The 21,489-nt window shown below is 48.6% G+C and carries 16 protein-coding genes and 1 pseudogene; 6 read left to right on the top strand and 11 right to left on the bottom strand.

Translation table 11 applies throughout. From position 1 onward, the window contains the following. Positions 1-53 precede the first annotated feature (53 nt). Entirely contained in the window at positions 54-1,112 is a 1,059-nt protein-coding gene (locus XMA127_RS02630; RefSeq protein ID WP_173480469.1) for an AraC family transcriptional regulator, read from the bottom strand. Positions 1,113-1,392: 280 nt separating this feature from the next. On the opposite strand from XMA127_RS02630, the gene XMA127_RS02625 reads away from it, so the two are divergent. Both XMA127_RS02625 and XMA127_RS02620 read left to right on the top strand, forming a co-directional pair. Beyond that, positions 1,393-3,240: a DUF1302 domain-containing protein gene (locus XMA127_RS02625; RefSeq protein WP_173498885.1), complete on the top strand. Its 1,848-nt coding sequence runs from the start codon at positions 1,393-1,395 to the stop codon at positions 3,238-3,240. 27 nt (positions 3,241-3,267) lie between these two features. After that, a complete protein-coding gene (locus XMA127_RS02620) occupies positions 3,268-4,611 on the top strand; it encodes a DUF1329 domain-containing protein (protein WP_173498884.1) in 1,344 nt (447 codons plus the stop codon). Between the two features lie 125 nt (positions 4,612-4,736). Here the strand turns inward: XMA127_RS02620 and XMA127_RS02615 are convergent, their stop codons facing one another. From XMA127_RS02615 to XMA127_RS02605, 3 genes are all read right to left on the bottom strand, one after another. After that, positions 4,737-4,913, bottom strand: coding sequence for a hypothetical protein (locus tag XMA127_RS02615; RefSeq protein WP_173483345.1), 177 nt, complete (start codon positions 4,911-4,913; stop codon positions 4,737-4,739). 153 nt (positions 4,914-5,066) lie between these two features. Then, entirely contained in the window at positions 5,067-5,828 is a 762-nt protein-coding gene (locus tag XMA127_RS02610) for an alpha/beta fold hydrolase (protein WP_173480466.1), read from the bottom strand. Then, positions 5,825-6,451, bottom strand: coding sequence for a TetR/AcrR family transcriptional regulator (locus XMA127_RS02605; protein ID WP_173483346.1), 627 nt, complete (start codon positions 6,449-6,451; stop codon positions 5,825-5,827). The genes XMA127_RS02610 and XMA127_RS02605 overlap by 4 nt, the downstream gene beginning before the upstream one ends. A gap of 98 nt (positions 6,452-6,549) precedes the next feature. Here XMA127_RS02605 and XMA127_RS02600 point away from each other — a divergent pair, with 98 nt between their 5' ends. From XMA127_RS02600 to XMA127_RS02585, 4 genes are all read left to right on the top strand, one after another. Next, positions 6,550-7,398, top strand: coding sequence for a crotonase/enoyl-CoA hydratase family protein (locus XMA127_RS02600; protein ID WP_173483347.1), 849 nt, complete (start codon positions 6,550-6,552; stop codon positions 7,396-7,398). A 27-nt stretch (positions 7,399-7,425) separates the two neighbouring features. Then, on the top strand, positions 7,426-9,450 hold the full coding sequence (locus tag XMA127_RS02595; protein ID WP_173480463.1) for an FAD-dependent oxidoreductase: 2,025 nt from the start codon (positions 7,426-7,428) through the stop codon (positions 9,448-9,450). A 249-nt stretch (positions 9,451-9,699) separates the two neighbouring features. Continuing rightward, positions 9,700-10,806, top strand: a complete 1,107-nt coding sequence (locus XMA127_RS02590) for a YCF48-related protein (protein ID WP_173480462.1) — start codon at positions 9,700-9,702, stop codon at positions 10,804-10,806. Beyond that, complete coding sequence (locus XMA127_RS02585) at positions 10,803-13,169, top strand: RND family transporter (RefSeq protein WP_173480461.1); 2,367 nt, start codon at positions 10,803-10,805, stop codon at positions 13,167-13,169. Before XMA127_RS02590 ends, XMA127_RS02585 begins: the two co-directional genes overlap by 4 nt. Before the next feature lie 131 nt (positions 13,170-13,300). Here XMA127_RS02585 and XMA127_RS02580 read toward each other — a convergent pair. The 7 genes and pseudogenes from XMA127_RS02580 to XMA127_RS02550 all read right to left on the bottom strand — a co-directional run bounded on the left by XMA127_RS02580 (position 13,301) and on the right by XMA127_RS02550 (position 21,473). After that, a pseudogene (locus XMA127_RS02580) lies at positions 13,301-14,402 on the bottom strand (IS3 family transposase). A gap of 249 nt (positions 14,403-14,651) precedes the next feature. Next, the gene (gene fadA / locus XMA127_RS02575; RefSeq protein ID WP_173498883.1) at positions 14,652-15,827 is read right to left on the bottom strand and encodes an acetyl-CoA C-acyltransferase FadA; all 1,176 of its coding nucleotides are present in this window, start codon (positions 15,825-15,827) and stop codon (positions 14,652-14,654) included. A 12-nt stretch (positions 15,828-15,839) separates the two neighbouring features. Continuing rightward, complete coding sequence (gene fadB, locus XMA127_RS02570; RefSeq protein WP_173498882.1) at positions 15,840-18,002, bottom strand: fatty acid oxidation complex subunit alpha FadB; 2,163 nt, start codon at positions 18,000-18,002, stop codon at positions 15,840-15,842. Positions 18,003-18,071: 69 nt separating this feature from the next. Next, the gene (locus XMA127_RS02565; protein ID WP_173498881.1) at positions 18,072-19,001 is read right to left on the bottom strand and encodes an electron transfer flavoprotein subunit alpha/FixB family protein; all 930 of its coding nucleotides are present in this window, start codon (positions 18,999-19,001) and stop codon (positions 18,072-18,074) included. 12 nt (positions 19,002-19,013) lie between these two features. After that, positions 19,014-19,763 carry an electron transfer flavoprotein subunit beta/FixA family protein gene (locus tag XMA127_RS02560; protein WP_173480457.1) on the bottom strand — a complete coding sequence of 250 codons (750 nt, stop codon included), beginning with the start codon at positions 19,761-19,763 and terminating at the stop codon, positions 19,014-19,016. Positions 19,764-20,169: 406 nt separating this feature from the next. After that, the gene (locus tag XMA127_RS02555) at positions 20,170-20,919 is read right to left on the bottom strand and encodes an enoyl-CoA hydratase-related protein (RefSeq protein WP_173494706.1); all 750 of its coding nucleotides are present in this window, start codon (positions 20,917-20,919) and stop codon (positions 20,170-20,172) included. Continuing rightward, entirely contained in the window at positions 20,916-21,473 is a 558-nt protein-coding gene (locus tag XMA127_RS02550) for a DUF2889 domain-containing protein (protein ID WP_173494707.1), read from the bottom strand. The genes XMA127_RS02555 and XMA127_RS02550 overlap by 4 nt, the downstream gene beginning before the upstream one ends. Between the last annotated feature and the right edge of the window lie 16 nt (positions 21,474-21,489).

Raw genomic sequence — 21,489 nt, 5'->3', positions numbered from 1 at the left:
ACAAAAAAATTCATACGCTATAAAAACTCAGCAATTATAGGCCTCAGCGCGGTTTATGTTTGCTCTAATTGCTGGCAATAGGTGTCACTGCGGCGATATTCACCCGGTGTCATCCCGGTCCATTTTTTGAAGGATCGGAAAAATGCCGATGGCTCCTCAAAGCCCATCAAGCCGGCCACATCATTAATCGAAAGCTGCGGTGAATTCATATAATTCAAAGCTGCCATTTTGCGGCATTCATCCTTAATTTTTTGATAGGAAGTATCTTCCTCAAGTAATCTCCGTCTCAAGGTGGAAAATGACATGTGCAGCCTGTAGGCAATGTCTTCTGCACTCGGCAACTCCTGGCTGAAATCCTTACCAATCAGAGCAACTACCTGAGCCTTCAGACTGGCATCGTCATCTACCATCACAATCAACTGATAAGGGGCCGTTTTCAGAAAGCTTCGCAACGTATCCGGGGTCTGGACGATGGGGTAATCGAGGAATCTTGCTGGGAAAACAATTGCGTTATCGTGCTGATCGAATTTAACTTCAGACTGGAAAACGGTTTTGTATAAGGAGATATCTTCAGGTTCCGGAAATGACAGATAGGCCGCTTTCAAGTCCAGTCGGGCGCCCAGCAACCAACATAAGAAGTGATGCCACATCGACAAAGAGGTCCGAATTTTTTCCGGTGTAGAATCCTTCAACAGTTCCTCCAGATCCATTCCAGAGGCATCAGTAGTGGTGAAAGAAACCTTGGCGTATCGGCCTTTTCTCACCAGAAAAGGTTTGACCTGTGTGCCACGACAAATTTCATGGAAATCACTGGCACGATAGATGGCGTGTTCAAGAGTTTTACAGTGAATCAGGCAATGGCACATCATCCGGAAGGTACCATTAGGCACCTTTCCTCCACTCAACATGCCAAAATATTCATCCTGCGCAATGTAATAGATTCGCTGATACAACAGTCCAAACTTATCCGCCGGAAACTCTGTTTGGGTATCAATCATGCTTGAATCGATACCAACATAGTTCAGCAGTTCATCAACACTATAACCCTGCTCTTCAACCAGTTTCAGTAACTGCCGCACGTAGCCAGCAGGAACCGTTATCTTACGTTCCATTGCTTCTCTAACCTGTTTTTTGTTAACCAGAAACGCACTTCCCATTTTTATTTTTGGCACTTAAGGTCATTTTTTTCAACCCTAAAGAACAAATTTGTTACTAAGCTTGGCGGCAATTGTCATTGAGAACTGTTTTAAGACCGACAATGCTTACTAACATCCAAAAACCTGCATATAGAGCTTTAACCCTCTATTTATTCAGTATTTTTGGATGTTTTGACTAAAATCTATAAATATATAGTCAGAACCTTTTAAAAAAATAAGAAGTCAGGTGAACGAAATGGCAATAAAAAACCGGATTTTGCAGCGCAGCAAAAACCAATCCCCGGCATTCTCCCGCCGTCTTCTGCCTACCCTCATAGGCAGTGTAGTTTTCATGAGCCAAGCTCAGGCGATTGAATTTAATCTGGGAGAAATTGAAGGACGTTTTGACTCTCAAATCTCTGTCGGTGCAAGCTGGCGTATGGATGATCCTTCTTCCAATTTGATTTCTCCAGTCAATGGAGGCACCAGCAAAGGCTCCGGTAACTACGATGACGCTACCCAGAACTTTAAAAAGGGTGAAACCTTCTCCCAGATTGTTAAAGGCGTTCATGATTTAGAGCTAAGCTACGAAAACATGGGTGTCTTTACTAGAGCGAAATATTGGTATGACGCTGAGTTAGAATCAGGTGCTCGTGGTCACGGCCATACAGCAAATAGCTATACTCCAGACACTGAATTAGACGATTCGGGTTTCAATGACTTTGCAAAATTCTCAGGATTCGAAATCTTAGACGCCTATTGGTATGGCGCATTTGATTTGGGTGAAAAACCCTTAGATGTTCGTATCGGTCGTCAGGTAGTGAACTGGGGTGAAAGTACTTTTATCCAAGGTGGCCTGAATGTCATTAATCCATTTGATGTAAATGCATTTAGACGTGCAGGAGCTGAGGTTAAAGAAGGGCTGCTGCCAGTCAACATGGCCTTTGCATCTTTAGGCATCACAGATAACTTAAGTATCGAAGGCTTCTACCAAATCGGATGGGAACCTACAGCAATCGATGGTTGCGGTACATACTTTTCAACTAATGACTTTGTAGCAGAAGGTTGTGACGGGGTAAGAATCAACAAGGGAGCACTAGCAGCAGTTTCAGATGAAACATATTTCAGCAGCACACTTGTTGATATAGATGGCCCTGACGACCCCGCTCCAGCAATACCTGCCTCAACATATATAGTATCTCGCAATGATAATGGACGACGCGAGGCAGATGATGATGGACAGTTTGGTATTTCCTTCCGCTATTTTTCAGAAGAACTCAATAATACAGAGTTTGGCTTCTATGCAGCCAAGTACCATAGCCGAGTGCCCATCGCTAGCGGCGTATATAAAACGGCCGATTTGCCTGTTCCCACAATTGCTTCAGAGTATTTTGTAGAATACCCAGAAGACATTGAAATGCTAGGCTTCAGTTTCAACACTAATATTGGCGATGTTGCTTGGTCAGGTGAAATCAGCCACAAAATGGATGCGCCAATGCAGATTAATGGCACATCATTAATCGCTGGTGTTCTTAGCGGCGGTGATACCGGAAATGCTGGATTAGATGCTCATATTCAAGCAGGTGTCGCAGGCGGAAGCGGTACTGAAATCGACGGTTATAAACTATTCGATATTACCCAACTACAAACAAGCCTTATCAGTTTTCACGATCAAGTTCTGGGTGCTAGCCGCTTAACGCTTGTAGGTGAATTTGGCTGGACTCATGTTCATGGTCTGGATGAGAGTGCTAATGCTATCAAGTTTGGTCGCCACGGAGCTTATGGTTACACCGCTGGAGACAACGACGGTTTTGTAACTCAAGATTCTTACGGTTATGTTCTGCGAGCAAATCTAAACTACCCTAATGCATTTGCAGGAGTTAACCTCACCCCTCAGATCAGTTTCAAACATGGTATTGATGGCTTCGGTCCAGCCCCAGGAGCAGCTTTTAGAGAAGGTGAAAAAACGCTTGGCCTTAGCCTAACCGCTGATTATCTGAACAAATACTCAGTACAATTGAGTTACACGGATTACTTCGGTGGCGACTTTAACGAAATTGAAGACCGCGACTTTATTTCACTCAGCGCATCTGTATCGTTCTAAGATCAGCAGTTAATGGAGAAAAGATATATGTTTAACACAAAGAAATTGCTGCTGAGCACTGCCCTGATGGTTGCATCGTCAACACTGTACGCAGCAACCACACCAGAGCAAGCCGCTAAGCTCGGCGATACACTTACGCCTATAGGTGCGGAAAAGGCAGGTAATGCTGCGGGTACCATTCCGGCATGGACAGGCGGGTTAGAAAGCTCGGCGGATCGCTATACAAATCCATTTGCAAGCGAACAACCGCTGTTCACTATTACGGCAGCAAACATGGATCAGCACAAAGCCAACCTGACCCCTGGGCAGATTGCGATGCTGAAGAAGTACTCGGATAGCTATTCAATTCCCGTGTACCCATCTCATCGTACGGCCGCATTACCTGCAGATGTTTATGCTGCAGCCAAAGAGAATGCGACTAAAGCTAACCTTACTGATGGGGGTAACGGCTTAAGCGGTTTTACTACCGCTGTTCCATTCCCTGTTCCTGAAAATGGTCTGGAGGTTATCTGGAACCACATGACCCGCTATCGAGGCGGCGCACTGGAACGTACATTTGTGCAGGTTCCTGTCCAGGCAAACGGTAGCTACACAGCGGTTAAGATTAACGAGAAAATGACCTGGCCTACATCACTGGAAGGTGGTGCTGATCCGAAGAAAGATGAAAACATTCTTTTCTACTTTGTCCAGCAGGTTAAGGCACCGTCACGTCTGACCGGTAACGTATTGCTTGTGCATGAAACCATGAACCAGGTGACCCAACCTCGCCAGGCGTGGACTTATAACGCGGGTCAGCGTCGAGTGCGTCGCGCACCGCAGATCGCTTACGACGCACCAGGCACAGCGAGTGATGGTCAGCGTACTACCGACAACCTGGACCTGTTCAATGGCGCACCCGACCGCTATAACTGGAACTTGGTAGGCAAGCAGGAACTGTATATCCCGTATAACAGTTTCAAACTGGCAGATCGCGGTCTGACTTATGATGACATCCTGAAGCCAGGACATATGAACCCTGAGCTAACACGTTACGAGTTGCATCGTGTTTGGAAAGTGGAAGCTACGCTTAAAGAGGGTGAACGCCATATTTATGCCAAACGTACCTTCTACATTGATGAAGACACTTGGCAGATCGCTGTTGTAGATCACTATGATGGTCGTGGCGAGCTATGGCGCGTAGGTGAAGCACACCAGTTCCAGTACCGGGATGCGAACGTGCCTTGGTTGACGGCTGAAGCGTTGTACGACCTTCAATCCGGCCGTTATCTGGTTGGCAGTCTGACAAATGAAGAGGGTGATGGTTTCGACTTTACCCAGCGCTTCAAGCATAAAGACTTTACCCCTCAGGCGATCCGTCGACTGGGAAAATAACAAGTTATCTCCAGCAAGGTAACAACAAAAAGCCCTCTCATATGGAGGGCTTTCCATTTGAATTCTGAAGTGTATTAGCTGTTACAGCAGTCTTTGCTAACTTCTTTGCTCACTTGGGTTAAAACTCAATCCTGTTCCAATGGTTTTTCCATATCCTCTTTCAGGGCTTGTAAACATTCCTTGCATTGAGGCATTTCACGACCATAACGTTCCCAGTCGAGTTCTTTTTTTGCCATCGCATCTTGCATGACTTCCTCTAAACACTGGTTACATTCAACCGGGATATCCACACTCGCTTTCATCAACCCACTCCTACTGACGTGATCTAATAATAGTAGACGCTGTGTCAGAAATTTCTTTAGGAGTTTTTCCTAATTAGAACCACTCTCTACCAAAGTCCAAATGGCTGATAGCTGATGACTGATAAACAGGTGACTGGAGAATCGAGGGCAGGCTTATTTTGAAAGCGCTGAATTAATAAGTTCAGCTGTGATTTCCGGGGATTCAAGAGGGAAAAGGTGGCCGCCATCAACAGCAACCAGATTCATTTCAGGAAAGTTGCGTTGCCACCAGCGTTTATCATGACGGTTAAACAAATGACTCTTACGACCGTAGATGACAGTACCGCGTACACGCTTAAGGCACCGGGGTACATCCAGTAAGACATTGCGAAAAACATCCGCTTCGATATCTGCTGAGATGCTCAGCTCAACACCCTGCTCGTTTTCGGTTAAACCGTGTTTGATATAGTCAGCAAAACATGCAGGATGAAAATCTTTGAACAGGCTTTTACCTGCAAAATAAGCTTCCGCTTCTTCACGACTGGCAAACTGAGCCCGCCTTTTAGCGGCTCTTCCGGCAGGAGTAATCCGATCCATAAGGCCCAGGGCCTTACACAGTTTCAAGGCATAACGTTTGCGTTTACTGAATACCACCGGATCGAGCAGGATAACCTGTCTAAAAAGTTCAGGTTTTAACGCAGCGGCTATCAGGGTGACAACAGCTCCGGCTGAATGACCAACCCCAATTACGGGCTTATTATGCTGCTGTTCGATCTCAGCAATCAGTTCCTCCGCGTAATTACGCAGACTGCCATTCAGTGGGTAATCCCCGTGCCCCATCTTTTCAACGCAGCTGACTTCATGCTCAGGTAATAAGCTGAACAAGTGGCCATAGCAACTGCCGGGGAATCCGTTAGCATGGCTGAACTGAATCACTTTTCTGCCTCTGCCGGGTAATTCTGATTAATCAGTAACTGCACCGATGTACGGGCAATATCCTGCAGATCTTCACGATTTACATAGATACCGTCATTAAACAACCTACACAAACCATGAATAGAAGCCCAGGCAGACTGAGCGATCCTCAATGCAGGTAAAGAAGGTTCAAAAACGCCCTCGGCTTGCAGCTCTTCAACCCAGTTCAGCAAAACGCGAAAACTGTTTCGGGACACTTCCTGCAATGTCTGCGTAGGTTCTCCGGTTTTCCAGATATCGCGGCCATACATCAGGTCATAAGTTTCGCGTTGCTCATCAGCAAAGCGGATGTAGGTAATCACATAGCGCTCAAACTGCTCTACAGGATTCAGCTCTTTAGCGTTTTCGTTCAAGGCTTCAATCAATTGATCCTGAAGATGGAAGCCCTGTTCTGCTATTGCGCAAAGCAGTTCATTTTTGTCTTTGAAGTGATGATAAGGCGCAGTGCGAGACACGCCTGCCTTGTCCGCAAGTTTGCGGATAGAGAGGCTTTCAACGCCCCCTTCAGCAATCAGATCCGTGGCTGCCTGCAACAAGGTAATCCGGAGATCACCGTGGTGATATGGTTTTTTTCTACTGTTCATGAACGCAATCTATCAACCAATCTTGACAGTGTCAAAATAGATCACTATCTTGACACCGTCTAGTTTAATAACAAAAACCTAAACAGGATTGTTTTCAGATGAGCTATAGCTGTTTTAACCTCAACGTTGAGAACCACATTGCCCGGCTAGAATTTAAACGCCCCGAAGCCTGCAACTCCATGAACAGGGACTTCTGGATAGAGTTTCCGGAAGCCATCAGAGCGCTGGATATTGAGGGAGACACCCGGGTACTGGTCATCAGTTCTCAGGGCAAACATTTCTGTTCCGGAATGGATCTGGAGGTTTTTACTCAGCCGGACCAAAGCCTGTTCAATGGTGAAGCCGGTCGCAGAGCAGAATCTGTGCGCCGTCTGGTTATGCAACTGCAAGAATGTTTTATGGTGTTGGAAACCGCACGCTTTCCGGTTATCTCCGCGATTCAGGGTGGCTGCATAGGCGGCGCTCTGGATCTGGTGTGTGCCACTGATATGCGTTACTGCACTGAGGATGCCTATTTCACCGTAAAAGAGACGGCGCTGGGCATGACTGCAGACCTGGGGACCCTGCAACGTTTACCAGGCCTTATACCGTCTGGGCTCGCCCGAGAACTCGCGTATACCGCACGTAAAATGCATGCTCAGGAAGCTCAAACATCCGGACTGGTAAATCAGACCTTCCCGGATCAGGCATCGATGCTGGATGCAGTAATGGGCATTGCCCAACAGATTGCTGCCCACTCCCCTCTGGCAATCACTGGCACCAAGCAGATGATCAACTATGCTCGGGATCACAGCCTGCATGACAGCCTCAGTTACATGGCTACCTGGCAGTCCGGCATGTTTCAACCTAATGACATGATGCAAAGCTTCAGCGCGAAGGTTTCTGGAAAAGCCGCTGTATTTGAACCATTACGCAAAATAACCCAGCCACTTCAAGCTGCCGACTAAAACAATAACGATAAAGAGATACTAAGAATGACGACAACAGCCTACCCTAATCTTTTACAGCCCCTGGATCTGGGTTTCACAACTCTGAAAAACCGTGTCCTGATGGGTTCTATGCATCTGGGCCTTGAAGAAGCACCCAATGGATTTGAACGTATGGCTGAGTTCTACGCAGAACGTGCCCGTGGTGGCGTCGCCCTGATCGTAACCGGAGGCATAGGTCCAAACAAGGAAGGTGCTGTGCATGGTCATGCTGCGCAAATGGCTTCATCAGAAGATGTAAAAAACCACCGCATCGTGACGGATCGGGTACATCAGGAAGGTGGCAAGATCTGTATGCAGATCCTGCATACGGGCCGCTATGCCTACAACCCTCAGCCAATTGCGCCCTCTGCGATTCAGGCACCGATCAACCCATTCCCACCCAAAGAGCTTTCGGAAGACGATATTGAGCAACAGATCAGAGATTTTGTGAACTGTGCCTCGCTGGCTAAGGAAGCTGGATATGACGGTGTCGAAATTATGGGGTCAGAGGGCTATCTGATTAACCAGTTTATTGCCGCACGCACCAACCAGCGCGATGATGGCTGGGGGGGTGAATATGACCAGCGTATCCGCTTTGCTCTGGAAACCGTTCGAAGGGTGCGTGAAGCCGTCGGTACTGACTTTATCATTATCTACCGCCTTTCCATGCTGGATCTGGTTGAAGGCGGTAGCAGCTACGAAGAGATCGTTCAACTTGGACTGGCGATTGAACAAGCCGGTGCCACCATCATCAATACCGGCATCGGCTGGCATGAAGCCCGCATTCCCACTATTGCCACAAAGGTACCTCGTGCTGCATTCACTTGGGTGACAGCCAAGGTGCGTAAGGCACTTAATGTTCCGGTCATCACCTCAAACCGAATCAATATGCCCGATGTGGCTGAAGAGGTCCTGGCCCGTGGTGATGCGGATATGGTCTCTATGGCCCGTCCGTTTCTGGCAGACCCGGAGTTCGTGCAAAAAGCCGCCGAAAACAGAGCCGATGAGATCAACACCTGCATCGGTTGCAATCAGGCTTGTCTGGATCACGTTTTCGTTGGCAAACTGACTAGCTGCCTGGTTAACCCGCGTGCCTGTCATGAAACAGAACTGGTGATTACCCCAGCCACCGATATTAAGAACATTGCAGTAGTCGGTGCAGGGCCAGCCGGTTTAGCCTTTTCCACCACCGCAGCTCAACGTGGCCACAAAGTCTCTCTGTTTGATGAAGCATCCGAGATCGGCGGCCAGTTTAATATTGCCAAACGCATTCCAGGCAAAGAGGAGTTCTATGAAACCTTGCGTTATTTCGGTAAGCAGATTGAGCTTACGGGAGTAAACCTTCAGCTAAACACTAAAGTAACTGCAGAAACACTTCAGGTAGGCGGATTCGATCAGGTTGTACTTGCCACTGGCATTAGCCCCCGCACCCCGGATATTGAGGGTGTTAACCACCAGAAAGTGCTCAGCTATCTGGATGTTATGAAGGGTGCTGAGGTTGGTCAGAAAGTCGCGGTTATCGGCGCAGGCGGTATTGGTTTTGATATCTCCGAAGTACTGGTGCATCAGGGTGAATCCACCAGCCAGAACATCTCCGCCTTTATGCAAGAATGGGGAGTGGATATGAGCATGAACGCCCGAGGCGGTGTAGAGAACATGAAACCTGTCTTTGAACCGGCTGCTCGAGAGGTGTTCCTGCTGCAACGTAAGAAAAGCAAGGTCGGCAGCGGTCTGGGTAAAACAACCGGCTGGATACATCGTACCGATCTCGCCAAGAAAGGTGTGAAAATGCTCAACAAATGTGAGTACCAGAAGATCGATGATCAGGGCTTACACCTGCTGGTCGATGGCGAACCGCAATTACTGGAAGTTGATAATGTCATTATCTGTGCTGGGCAGGAGCCTAAACGTGATCTGGCTGACCAGATTAAAGATGTGCCGGTCCATCTGATCGGCGGTGCTGATGTGGCTGCGGAGCTGGATGCCAAACGCGCGATTCATCAGGGCACGCAGTTGGCTGCAACAATTTAAACACCCATTCCATCTATAAAGGGCAGCGGTTTTGATCAACCCTGCCCTTTTTTATGACCGTAAACGCCACCTTTTTCCCTATCAATTTTCACAGTAATTCAAGCACCTAAGCAGGGTTTGAAAAATAATGTCATAAAAACTGGTGACTTTTGTTATTGGCGATTCTATACCTAATAAAGCATGATTCAGGTAACCTTTCAGGCAGATCCAGAAAGGCCACCAAATATAAAAATAATTACTGGTTATCAGATGTTCAAAAGAATTACTGGCAGTTCGTTACTGATACTCTGCTCACTATTTACACCTCTATCTTCATCTTCGGCCTCAGAACAACTGACGCCAGATCGCCTGTCTACTTCAGCCCTCACCCGTGAAGGTGCTGAAAAGTCACTGCTGTTATCCGTCGCTAATACAGGCAAAAGACTGGTTGCTGCCGGAGAGCAAGGCGTCATAGTTTACTCGGATGATCAGGGCAAGAAGTGGCAACAGGCATCAGTACCCGCCAGTACACTGCTGACCAGTATTAAATTCACGGATAATCAGACCGGCTGGGCGATTGGTCACGATGGTCTGGTGCTTAAAACCAACGATAGTGGCTCCAGTTGGAAATCCGTTCTTAGCGGTAACGACATTAACCAGTTACGAATCTCGGCTCTTGAGAATCTGCTCGGTTCCATGACGACCGATAACTTCACACCCGAACAGATTGAAGATACCGAATATGCCTTGGATGATGCGGTCATCGCACAGGAAGAAGGACCAACTTCACCCCTGCTGGATATGCTGTTTCTGAATTCCAGCCACGGTTTCCTGGTCGGTGCCTACGGTACGATGCTCGAAACCAGAGATGCAGGACAAAGCTGGCAGTTTATCGGACATATGCTACCGAACCCGGAAGGTTTCCATCTTAACCGCATCTATCAACTTAAATCCGGACGCTTGCTTATTCTCGGTGAAGCCGGGCTTCTGCTCGTCAGTGACGATAAAGGAGAAAGCTGGCTAAACCTTGATTTTCCTTACGATGGTTCCTTCTTCTCAGCAGCAGAATCGGATGCTCTGTACATCATGGGGTTACGCGGCAACACCTTCCGTTTTGATGATCAAAACCAGAACTGGCAAAGAGTTCAGCTGCCGGTCGCAGCCACCATCAACGATGCCATTGTGGTTGAAGATCAGATTATTATGGTCGGTCAGGGCGGCACGCTGTTGCGTCAGGAAGGCACTGGATTTGAGCCTCTGGGTAAACGTCAGCTGCGAACATTTACGTCCCTGACACAGGTGGCTGATTCACTGGTGATTACCGGTGAAACCGGCATTGTGCACCTATCGCTTATTGGTAAGGAGGCTGCACAATGAACAAGCTATCCGCTCTGCTTTTGTGGCCTATCCAGACCAGTGAACGCCTGGCCGAATACTTTCTCTATACACATCGCAAACTGGTACTGGGCCTGTTCCTGATTGCTACTGTGATTCTGGGCTGGCAAGCAAGCCAGATCCGCCCGGATGCCAGCTTTATCAAGATGATCCCATCCTCGCATCCCTATGTTGAGAACTATATCAACTACCGCGATGACCTTGCCGGATTAGGCAACAGTATCCGTGTGGTGGTGGCTGCAAAAGATGGGGATATCTTCACAGCAGAATTTCAGGAAACGTTGAAAAACGTTACCGATGATCTGTTTTTCATTCCCGGTGTCGACCGCTCCGCCCTGAAATCTATCTGGACCCCTAACGTCCGCTGGACCGAGGTTACCGAAGAAGGTTTTGTCGGCGGTCCGGTTATTCCCGCTAAATACGATGGTTCCGCGCAAAGTCTGGAACAGGTACGGACTAACATTCTGCGTTCCGGTCAGGTAGGTATTCTGGTTGCTAACGATTTCCGCTCTGCGATGGTTCAGGTGCCGCTGTTTGATAAGCACCCGGATACCGGTGAACGCCTTAACTACCAGAGCTTTTCGGAACAGGTTGAAGAGCTGATTCGTGACAAATACAGCTCAGACGCCGTCGATATTCACATCACTGGGTTTGCCAAAATCGTCGGTGATCTGATTGATGGTGCGACTGAAGTGGCTCTGTTCTTTGCCGTGGCTATTCTGATTACCCTGGCCCTGCTCTATCTCTACTCCGGCAGTGTTATGGGTACGATTGTGCCACTAATCTGTTCCCTTGCTGCGGTTATCTGGCAGCTGGGGCTGCTCAAAATGCTCGGCTATGGCATCGACCCCTACTCCATGCTTGTGCCGTTTCTGGTCTTTGCCATTGCAGTCAGCCACGGTGTGCAGATTGTAAATACAATCACTCTGGAATCCGCAACCAATGGCGCCGATAAGATTCAGGCATCGCGCCATGCATTTAAAACCATCTATATTCCCGGACTCACAGCCCTGATCTCAGACGGTATTGGGTTTATTACACTGATGGTGATTCAGATTCAGGTGATTCAGGATCTGGCAGTCGCAGCATCGGTTGGTGTTGCAGTAATCGTACTGACCAATCTGATGCTACTGCCACTGCTGATGAGCTATGTAGGTGTGGGTAAAAATGCGATCGCCCGGGCAAAATGCAATATTGCAAAAGAGAACTCTCACTGGCGCATGTTCTCTGTATTCGCCACACCTAAAGGTGCCACCATGGCGATTACCGTTGCCCTGTTTATGCTGGTTGGCGGTTTATACTTCAGTCAAGATCTGAAGATCGGTGATCTGGATAAAGGCGCACCAGAACTACGGCTGGACTCCCGTTACAATCTGGATAACGCCTTTATCACCGACAACTACTCCACTTCCAGCGATGTCTTTGTGGTGATGGTCGCAACTGAAGAGGAACAGTGCAGCAGTTTCCAGACCCTGTCACTGGTTGACCGCTTCCAGTTCTACCTGCAAGGCATTGAAGGGGTGCAATCCAGCATATCCTTAACTGATGTCTCTGAGCGGGTAACTGCGGGCCTTAACGAATGGAACCTGAAATGGCGCTCTGTCAGCCGCAACCAGTTCGTAATCAACGCCTCTCTGGCTTACGTTCCGGCAGGTCTGATGAACAGTAGCTGCTCTCTACTGCCAGTCATCGTTTTCCTGGATGATCACAAAGCCGAGACCCTGAAAACCATCACCGCTGCCGTAGAAGACTTTACCAACAACCATCAGGTTGAAGGTATCGAGTTCCTGATGGCCGCGGGTAAAGCCGGTTTTGAAGCCGCAACTAATGAAGTGATTGAAGACGCCCAGTACGAGATGCTGATCTGGGTATATTCCGTCGTCAGTATTCTCTGCCTGCTGACCTTCCGTTCCATCAGCACCGTGATCTGCATCATCGCGCCACTGGCACTGACATCCGTGCTTTGTCAGGCATTGATGGCCCAACTGGGTATTGGCGTTAAGGTCGCTACTCTGCCCGTCATCGCATTGGGTGTAGGTATTGGTGTCGACTACGGCATCTATATCTATTCGAAGATGAAAACCTACCTGGAACAGGGCCATAGTCTGCCAAACGCTTATCTGGAAACACTGCAAAGCACCGGTAAATCTGTTGCCTTCACCGGCCTTACGTTAGGTATTGGTGTGGTCCTATGGGTACTCTCACCCATCAAATTCCAGGCGGATATGGGTATCCTGCTGACCTTTATGTTTATCTGGAACATGCTGGGTGCGCTGATTCTGTTACCGGCGATTGCCTGCCTGCTAAATCCTTACGGTAAGACGAGCAACAAAGTAGAGCCTTAGAATATTTAGAGTTTAAAGGTGTGCAGGCTGGTGAAAAGAGCAAAATCAAACACGATAGAGTTTGGATAGAAAACCAAACTCCAAATGATTTTGCTCTCCCCTTTATATAAATTTGAATCGCCACTAGTTCTTTAGACACTCAGCAGCCGTTTTTCATATCGGTTTTCATACTCTTTCGGTGATAGCTGATCATTAAAACCATGACATCGTTTGCTGTTGTAAAACAGCTCTATGTATTCAAAGATATCACTGCGTGGATCTTCTCTGGTTGCATAAACCTTGCCGCGGATTCTTTCTGATTCAGTAGTTGGAAAAAGCTCTCAGCAACGGCATTGTCGTGGCAGTTATCTCGTCGGCTCATACTGCCTTTTAGGCCATGTATCTCTAAAAAGGATTGCCAATCATAGCTTGTGTACTGACTTCCCTGACCAGAATGAACGACTACCTCTGACTGAGGATTACGTCGCCATACAGCCATGAGCAACGCATCTAGCACCAGTTGCTTTGTGATACAGGATTGCATTGACCATCCAATCACCCTTCTTGAGAGCAGGTCAACGACAACACCCAAATACAGCCACCTCTCATGGGTTTTGATATAGGTGATATCTGTTACCCAAGCTTTATTAGGGGCAGCGACACTGAATTGCTGCTGTAGTCGGTTCGGAGTAACAATATGAACCTTCAACCCAGCTAACCGCATGAGCCGATAAACTCTATTGGGGCCACAGGTTTCACCATACTCGCGCAGATCACTATGGATCTTCCGATAGCCATACAAACCACCTGACTCCAGCCAGTACTGCTTGATCAATCCAGTGAGCCGTTGATCTGCTGCATAGCGCCTGGAAGAAGGCTGCTTACGCCATGCGTAATACCCACTAGGATGCACATCCAGTAATGAATAGAGCTGGCGTACGGGCCAATCCTTATGATGATCACGGATAAAGGTTTACCTCAATCGGACTGGTTGGCGAAGTACACCGCTTTTTTTAATATATCTCGCTCTTCAGTGACTCGCTTCAGTTCTTTCTTGAGGCGGCGTATCTCTAACTGCTCATCTGACTTCGCTTTATACTCGGCTGAATCGGGGCCGTACTTCTTGACCCAGGCATAAAGGCTGTGGGTTGTAACATCGAGCCGATTAGCCACATCTGCAATGCTGTAGCCTCGGTCAGTGACCTGTTTAACCGCTTCGATTTTGAACTCTTCGGGATAACGTTTGTTGCTCATAAGCACCTCTTTAAAAGCCATTTTCTATGGCTGAGAGGTGTCTAGCAAACTAGTGGCGATGAACTGGGATAATGTAGAGCGCCATTAGCCTTCCTCTTGGATACTGTGGGTAATCCTTACATGAGTGTGAGTTGGTTAAAATTGCTTTCTGATTCTATCGCCTGATTTTAGGCAATATTAAATGAAAAGCCCCGCAAATGCGGGGCAAATAGCGAAAAGCGAGTGTTGCAAGAAAGAGTTAGGGCTGGGTTAAACACGCTCTATGATGGTGGAAATACCCTGGCCCATACCAATACACATGGTCGCCAGACCTAATGTGCCATCGTTCTGTTCCAGTACGTTCATCAGCGTGTTGGTGATACGGGAACCGGAGCAGCCCAGAGGGTGACCCAGTGCAATTGCACCACCTTTGAGGTTTACTTTGTCTTCCATCTTATCGAGCAATTTCAGACCTTTTAGGACAGAGAGGCCTTGTGCTGCAAACGCTTCGTTGAGCTCGACATAGTCGATATCGTCGATGGAGAGACCTGCACGTTTCAGTGCTTTCTGAGTGGCCGGTACCGGGCCGTAACCCATAATGGATGGATCACACCCTGCGACTGCCATGCTCACAATGCGGGCACGTGGCGTCAGGCCCAGCTCTTCTGCTTTGGCTGCTGACATCACCAGCAGTGCTGATGCGCCATCGGAGAAAGCAGAGGATGTACCAGCAGTAACGGTTCCCACTTTAGGCACGAACACTGGCTTGAGGGCACTCAGAGTTTCTACTGTGGTTTCCGGACGGATTACTTCGTCCGCTTCCAGCAGGGATTTAAAGCCGTTTTCATCATGACCTTCTACCGGGATGATTTCGCTGTCCCACAGGCCTTTAAGATGAGCTTCGTGCGCCAGACGATGGGAACGTGCCCCGAACTCATCCTGCATCTCACGGCTGATCCCGTTCATCTTGCCCAGCATTTCTGCGGTTACGCCCATCATCATGGCCGCTTTTGCCACCTGCTTAGACATTTCCGGGTTGATATCCACACCGTGCATGATGGATACGTGACCCATATGCTCCACACCACCGGCGATAAAGATGTCTCCGTTGCCGGTCATGATCGCCTGCGCTGCGGCGTGCAGTGCAGCCATGGATGAACCGCACAAACGGTTGATGGTTTGCGCACCTACCGTATGTGGAATGCCTGCAAGTACCGCCGCATTACGGCCAATATTGAAGCCCTGCTCTTTGGTCTGGTTTACACAGCCCCACATGATGTCTTCGATTTCGCCGGCTTTTACCGCTGGGTTACGTTCCAGCAGGCCTTTCATTACAGCTGCTGACAATGCTTCGGCACGGACGTTACGGAACGAGCCGTTTTTCGATTTACCCATCGGGGTACGAACACCGTCAACGATTACTACGTCATTTGGTTTTAAGTTCATTTGTCTTACCCCTTAAGCCTGTGCAGTTGCTGGTAGATATGTCTCGCCTGCGGCGGCCATCTTTTTCATTTTCTCTGTTGGCTGATACAACGGCCCCAGAGATTCGTATTTCGCTGCCAGGGCACAGAAGTTATCCAGGCCAAGCTGGTCCAGGTAGTGGAATACACCGCCACGGAATGGAGGGAAACCGATACCGTAGATCAGGCCCATATCGGCTTCTGCCGGGCTGTCTACGATGCCATCTTCGAGGCAACGTACCGTTTCGATGCACAGTGGAATCATCATACGTTCAACGATCTCTTCATCGCTGAATTCGCGGCTTTCTTTGGCAATGCCTTCCAGCAGTGCGGGGACGTCTTCATCAACAATTTTCTTCGGTTTACCTTTGCGGTCCAGCTCGTACTGGTAGAAACCTTTGTTGTTCTTCTGGCCGAAACGCTCCAGTTTGAACATACGGTCGATCACGTTTTCGCCTTCATGGCTCATGCGATCTGGATAACCTACCGCCATCACCGCATCGGCGTGGTGTGCGGTATCGATGCCAACAACGTCGAGCAAATACGCTGGGCCCATTGGCCAGCCGTACCCTTCCATCACTTTGTCGATCTGCCTGAAGTCTGCGCCATCTTCCATCAGGGCCGTAAAGCCACCGAAATACGGGAACAGAATTCGGTTAACCAGGAAGCCTGGGCAGTCATTCACAACAATTGGGGTTTTACCCATCGCTTTTGCATAAGCGACGGTACGCGCAACGGCTGCTTCCGAAGATTTCTCACCGCGGATAACCTCAACCAGCGGCATCTGATGCACGGGGTTAAAGAAGTGCATACCGCAGAAGTTTTCAGGTTTTTTCAGAGCCGTAGCCAGCTCTGTAATCGAGATCGTTGATGTGTTGGAGGTCAGGATCGCGCCTTCCTGTAGCTGTTCTTCAACTTCTGCGAGAACCCCTTTTTTAACCTTAGGATGTTCAACTACCGCTTCAACCACCAGATCAACGTTACCGAAATCACCGTAGTTCAGTGTTGGGGTGATCTTGTTCAGTACGCCTGCCATTTTCATGGCATCCATACGACCGCGGGATACACGTTTGTTCAGCAGTTTAGTGGCTTCATCCAGACCCAGTTGCAGGGCACCCTCGTTAATATCCTTCATCAGGATTGGCGTGCCTTTAACCGCGGATTGATACGCAACACCGCCGCCCATAATACCGGCACCCAGTACGGCAGCCTTGGCAACAGGTTCTGCTTGTTTCTCAAAGCTTTTGCTGACTTTTTTCACATACTGATCTTTAAGGAACAGGCCCACCAGTGATGCGCAGACATCTGTTTTAGCCACTTTGACGAAATTTTTCGCTTCCACTTCGTTGGCTTTTTCACGTGGCAGGTTGGCATGCTTCTGAACCGTTTTCAGAGCTGCCATAGGTGCTGGATAGTGAGGACCCGCCTTACCACCGATGACACCTTTAGCGGATTCAAACGCCATCATCTGCTCAACCTGATTCAGTTTGATCGGGCTCTTCTTCTCATCACGACGGGCCTGATAATCAAACTTGCCGGAAATACAGCCTTTCAACAGATCCAGCGCGGCTTCACGTACCTGTGCTGTGGTCACTACCGCATCAACCGCGCCATCTTTAAGCGCTGCATCGGCACGTTTTTCGACACCTGCGCAGATCCACTCATTCGCGTTATCAACACCGATCAGACGAGGCAGACGAATGGTGCCGCCCCAACCGGGGAAGATACCCAGTTTTACTTCAGGCAGGCCCACTTTGGCCTGATCACCCAGTACTCTGTAATCTGTCGCCAGGGCGACCTCAAACCCACCACCGAGGCAAAGTCCGTTAATTGCTGTAACGGTGGGGGCTTTTAGGTCTTCGATCTGATTTAACAGACCGTGGGTCTCCATTAAACCGGCAATCAGTACATCGTCTTCCTGTGTGAAGAAGCCCATGAACTCGGTGATATCGGCACCGACAATAAAACTCTCTTTGGCGCTGGTAAAAATAACGCCCTGCAGGTCATCAATCGCCTGCAATACAGCCACGGCTTCATGCAGTTCTGCAGTGGTGGTACGGTCAAGTTTGTTAACGGCATCATCTTTGCGGTCAAAAACCACTTCGTAGATTCCGTTTTCGACCGGCTGAACCTGAATCGATTTTCCTTCGAAAAGCATCTAAGTTGCTCCGTCTATTTTTTATTTATGGCCTCGGTATAACGAGGCTCTTTGATATTAATGAAGGGCTTACAACTTGCCCTCTAACTCGGGTACTGCCTCAAAGAGGTCTGCCACCAGACCATAATCTGCCACCTGGAAGATTGGGGCTTCTTCATCTTTGTTGATCGCAACAATGATTTTGGAATCCTTCATACCTGCCAGGTGCTGAATGGCACCGGAGATACCCACCGCGATGTACAGATCCGGCGCAACCATCTTGCCGGTCTGACCTACCTGCATATCGTTAGGAACAAAACCTGCGTCAACTGCGGCTCGGGATGCACCCACCGCAGCGCCGAGTTTGTCTGCCACTTTGTAAAGCAGGTCAAAGCTCTCGCCGTTGCCCATACCGCGACCACCAGACACCACTACGGATGCAGCAGTCAGTTCCGGACGGTCACTCTCTGCCAGTTCTTCACCGACAAAGCTTGAGATGCCCGCATCACAGGATTCACCTACAGTTGAGATTTCAGCTGAGCCGCCGCTGTTTTCAACCGCATCAAAAGCGGTACCGCGCACGGTAATGACTTTGACAGCATCAGCGGACTGCACAGTGGAAATTGCGTTACCTGCATAGATTGGGCGTTTGAACGTATCTTCCGACTCTACAGAGATAATGTCGGAGATCTGGTTTACATCCAGCAGCGCAGCAACCCGTGGTAGGAAGTTCTTTCCGGTTGTAGTAGCAGACGCCAGAATGTGGCTGTAATCTGCAGCAATGCTCAGAACCAGTTTGCTGACATTTTCTGCCAGCTGATGTTCATATGCCGGGCTATCCGCAGTGAGTACTTTGCTTACTGCAGGAATCTGTGCCGCTGTATCTGCCACAGCACCACAACCGCTACCCGCCACCAGTAGGTGCACGTCACCGCCAATTGCTTGTGCTGCCGCCAGTGTATTTAAGGTAACTGGTTTAAGTTCTTTGTTATCGTGTTCAGCTATTACCAACGTAGTCATCACTCAACCTCCTTAAATCACTTTTGCTTCGTTGCGCAGTTTCTCGACCAGCTCATCCACCGAGCCGACCTTAATGCCTGCCTGACGTTCTGCAGGTGGCTCTACGCGAAGCAGAGTGATATTACTGCCGACACTGACACCCAGATCATCCGGGCTCAGTACTTCCAGAGGTTTACGTTTTGCTTTCATGATATTTGGCAAGGCTGCATAACGTGGCTCGTTAAGACGCAGGTCTGTAGTCACAATGGCTGGCATGGCCAATTCAACTGTTTGCAGGCCGCCATCGACTTCACGGGTTACCTGAACACTGTCACCCGATACGTTAACTTCAGAGGCGAACGTACCTTGTGGACGATCCAGAAGCGCAGCCAACATCTGACCGGTCTGGTTATTGTCTGAATCGATCGCCTGTTTGCCCAGAATCACCAGACCTGGTGCTTCTTTCTCAACGACTTTTTCCAAGAGCTTGGCAACGGAAAGTGAATCCGGTGCATCTTCAGTCTCGATACGAATACCGCGGTCAGCACCCAGTGCCAGTGCAGTTCGAATCTGCTCTTCACAGCTTTTGCTACCAATAGAAACCACAACAACTTCATCCGCAGTGCCCGCCTCTTTAAGACGTACTGCTTCTTCCACTGCGATTTCACAGAAAGGGTTCAGGGCCATTTTTACATTGGCCAGATCAACATCACTGCTATCTGCTTTAACGCGCACTTTGACGTTGTAATCTATGACACGCTTTACAGCGACCAGTACTTTCATAACTGCCTCTTCTATTTCTTATCCGGCTGTTGTTTTTAGTTATGTTTAAATACTAGTTGCGGACCAAAATTCAACAATGACAAAAAGCAGCTACATAACTGACAAAAAATGGCATTAAGCAACAAAGCCTCGTAAATAGTGGCTTACAGAGGCGTTTACAAACAAACAAAAACAATCAAAAAACACCAAAAAAGGCAGAAAGGTCTGCACAGCAACATCTGCTGCTGGCAGATAAAGTATGAAAAGTCAGAAAAACGAGGGCTGTTGGTTGCTATCTTTATCGCTATAGCTGGCAATAGCGTAGCGGTTTCGGCCGTTATCCTTAGCGACATAAAGCGCCTTATAAACGGAAATATTCACTGAAAAATAAATAAGTTAGGGGAACAGAAAAGGGGCTGTTGCCCCTTTATGATTTCTGTAAAAAAGCCATAAACGCCTGACGCGCTTCGTCCGAAAACAGTCTCTCGTAAAATACCTCAAGCTCTTCATCAATCACAGCAAGCAGGTTTTCCTGATACTGCTTTTTCATCAGACGCTTGGATTCCAGAATCGCCTCTTTGGGTAAACGAGCCAGCGCTTGCGCTCTTTCTCTGGCAACGTCGAGATAGGTTTCAACTTCGGCTATCGCATTTACTAAACCGCTCTGTTGTGCTTTTTGCGCACCAAATGGGCGGCCTTCAATCAGGAGTTCAAAGGCCTGCCTCTGGCCTAACATCGAGGGGATGATCAAAGTTGCCCCGGCTTCCGGAACCAAACCCAGATGTACAAAAGGCATCTGGCATTTAAGATCCTCAGAGGCGATCACCAGATCACAGTGCATCATCATGGTGGTTCCAATGCCAACCGCATTGCCCTGTACGGCCGCCATGAGAGGTTTTTTATAGGTGGCTATCTGATGCAGAAAACTGACCACGCTTTTCAGATTTTCGCGGGAGCCCATACCTGAAACGAAATCCTGAATATCGTTTCCGGCGCAGAAGCTTTGCCCCTCACCGCGGAACAGTACCACTCTGACATTTTCATCCGAAGCCGCCTGATCCAGATAGGATACGGCCTGTTCGTACATATTCAGGGTAATCGCGTTTTTCTTATCGGGTCGATTCAGCGCAATCTCAGCGACACCATCGTTCACCTTGTATAGAACCAAATCTGTCATCCGTTCACTTCACTTTCCGGTTGGTAAAATTGCGGCGCGTAGGTCTTTACCATCTCACTGCTCTGCCCCCAGGTATGGCAACTATTGAGCATTAGCTTAGCTCCGGTTTCCAGAACATCCTCTTTGCTCACAGGCCATAGAGTCTGTACGGCGGTGGTCGCTACCACTGGCAACAGCTCATTCATATGGGTACAGCCTAAAACGCCACCCAACTTCTCTTTTGCCTGTCTTAGCCACCCAGGACCAATACGGGTACCTTCTAACTTACGAAAGGCATCCGCAATTCTGGGGCACATGCGAAAGGGGCTGCTGTCGATACAGGCTTCCACTTCATGAATTAAGAACCGGCGATCCATGGTCACCCGGATACTCATATCATGGTAGTTTTCACCTGCAGAGACATAACCGTCCCGCTCAAGGTTATCGATATCATAGGCTTTGATATCGGTCATTCTTGCTTCAATATCCCATAGCTGATCATCACGTTCGAAGCCATTACACATCACATTACGATTATGATGCTTTTTACGACGAACGGGTTTTGAGAGCGGCATAAGCAATGTTCTCGCT

Origin of the sequence: Marinobacterium sp. xm-a-127 (genome assembly GCF_013283425.1) — a bacterium.
Taxonomy (GTDB): domain Bacteria; phylum Pseudomonadota; class Gammaproteobacteria; order Pseudomonadales; family Balneatricaceae; genus Marinobacterium_E.
The sequence above is the reverse complement of the archived record's forward strand: the minus strand, read 5'-3'. Positions and strand labels throughout refer to the sequence as shown.

Bases quoted from the DNA above. Each gene is read 5' to 3' on its own strand.
- XMA127_RS02605 (WP_173483346.1), bottom strand. From the start codon at position 6,451: ATGAACAGTAGAAAAAAACCATATCACCACGGTGATCTCCGGATTACC.
- fadA (WP_173498883.1), bottom strand. From the start codon at position 15,827: ATGAACTTAAAACCAAATGACGTAGTAATCGTTGACGGTGTTCGTACC.
- XMA127_RS02625 (WP_173498885.1), top strand. From the start codon at position 1,393: ATGGCAATAAAAAACCGGATTTTGCAGCGCAGCAAAAACCAATCCCCG.
- XMA127_RS02560 (WP_173480457.1), bottom strand. From the start codon at position 19,763: ATGAAAGTACTGGTCGCTGTAAAGCGTGTCATAGATTACAACGTCAAA.
- XMA127_RS02585 (WP_173480461.1), top strand. From the start codon at position 10,803: ATGAACAAGCTATCCGCTCTGCTTTTGTGGCCTATCCAGACCAGTGAA.
- XMA127_RS02600 (WP_173483347.1), top strand. From the start codon at position 6,550: ATGAGCTATAGCTGTTTTAACCTCAACGTTGAGAACCACATTGCCCGG.
- fadB (WP_173498882.1), bottom strand. From the start codon at position 18,002: ATGCTTTTCGAAGGAAAATCGATTCAGGTTCAGCCGGTCGAAAACGGA.
- XMA127_RS02620 (WP_173498884.1), top strand. From the start codon at position 3,268: ATGTTTAACACAAAGAAATTGCTGCTGAGCACTGCCCTGATGGTTGCA.
- XMA127_RS02565 (WP_173498881.1), bottom strand. From the start codon at position 19,001: ATGACTACGTTGGTAATAGCTGAACACGATAACAAAGAACTTAAACCA.
- XMA127_RS02615 (WP_173483345.1), bottom strand. From the start codon at position 4,913: ATGAAAGCGAGTGTGGATATCCCGGTTGAATGTAACCAGTGTTTAGAG.
- XMA127_RS02555 (WP_173494706.1), bottom strand. From the start codon at position 20,919: ATGACAGATTTGGTTCTATACAAGGTGAACGATGGTGTCGCTGAGATT.
- XMA127_RS02590 (WP_173480462.1), top strand. From the start codon at position 9,700: ATGTTCAAAAGAATTACTGGCAGTTCGTTACTGATACTCTGCTCACTA.
- XMA127_RS02595 (WP_173480463.1), top strand. From the start codon at position 7,426: ATGACGACAACAGCCTACCCTAATCTTTTACAGCCCCTGGATCTGGGT.
- XMA127_RS02550 (WP_173494707.1), bottom strand. From the start codon at position 21,473: ATGCCGCTCTCAAAACCCGTTCGTCGTAAAAAGCATCATAATCGTAAT.
- XMA127_RS02630 (WP_173480469.1), bottom strand. From the start codon at position 1,112: ATGGAACGTAAGATAACGGTTCCTGCTGGCTACGTGCGGCAGTTACTG.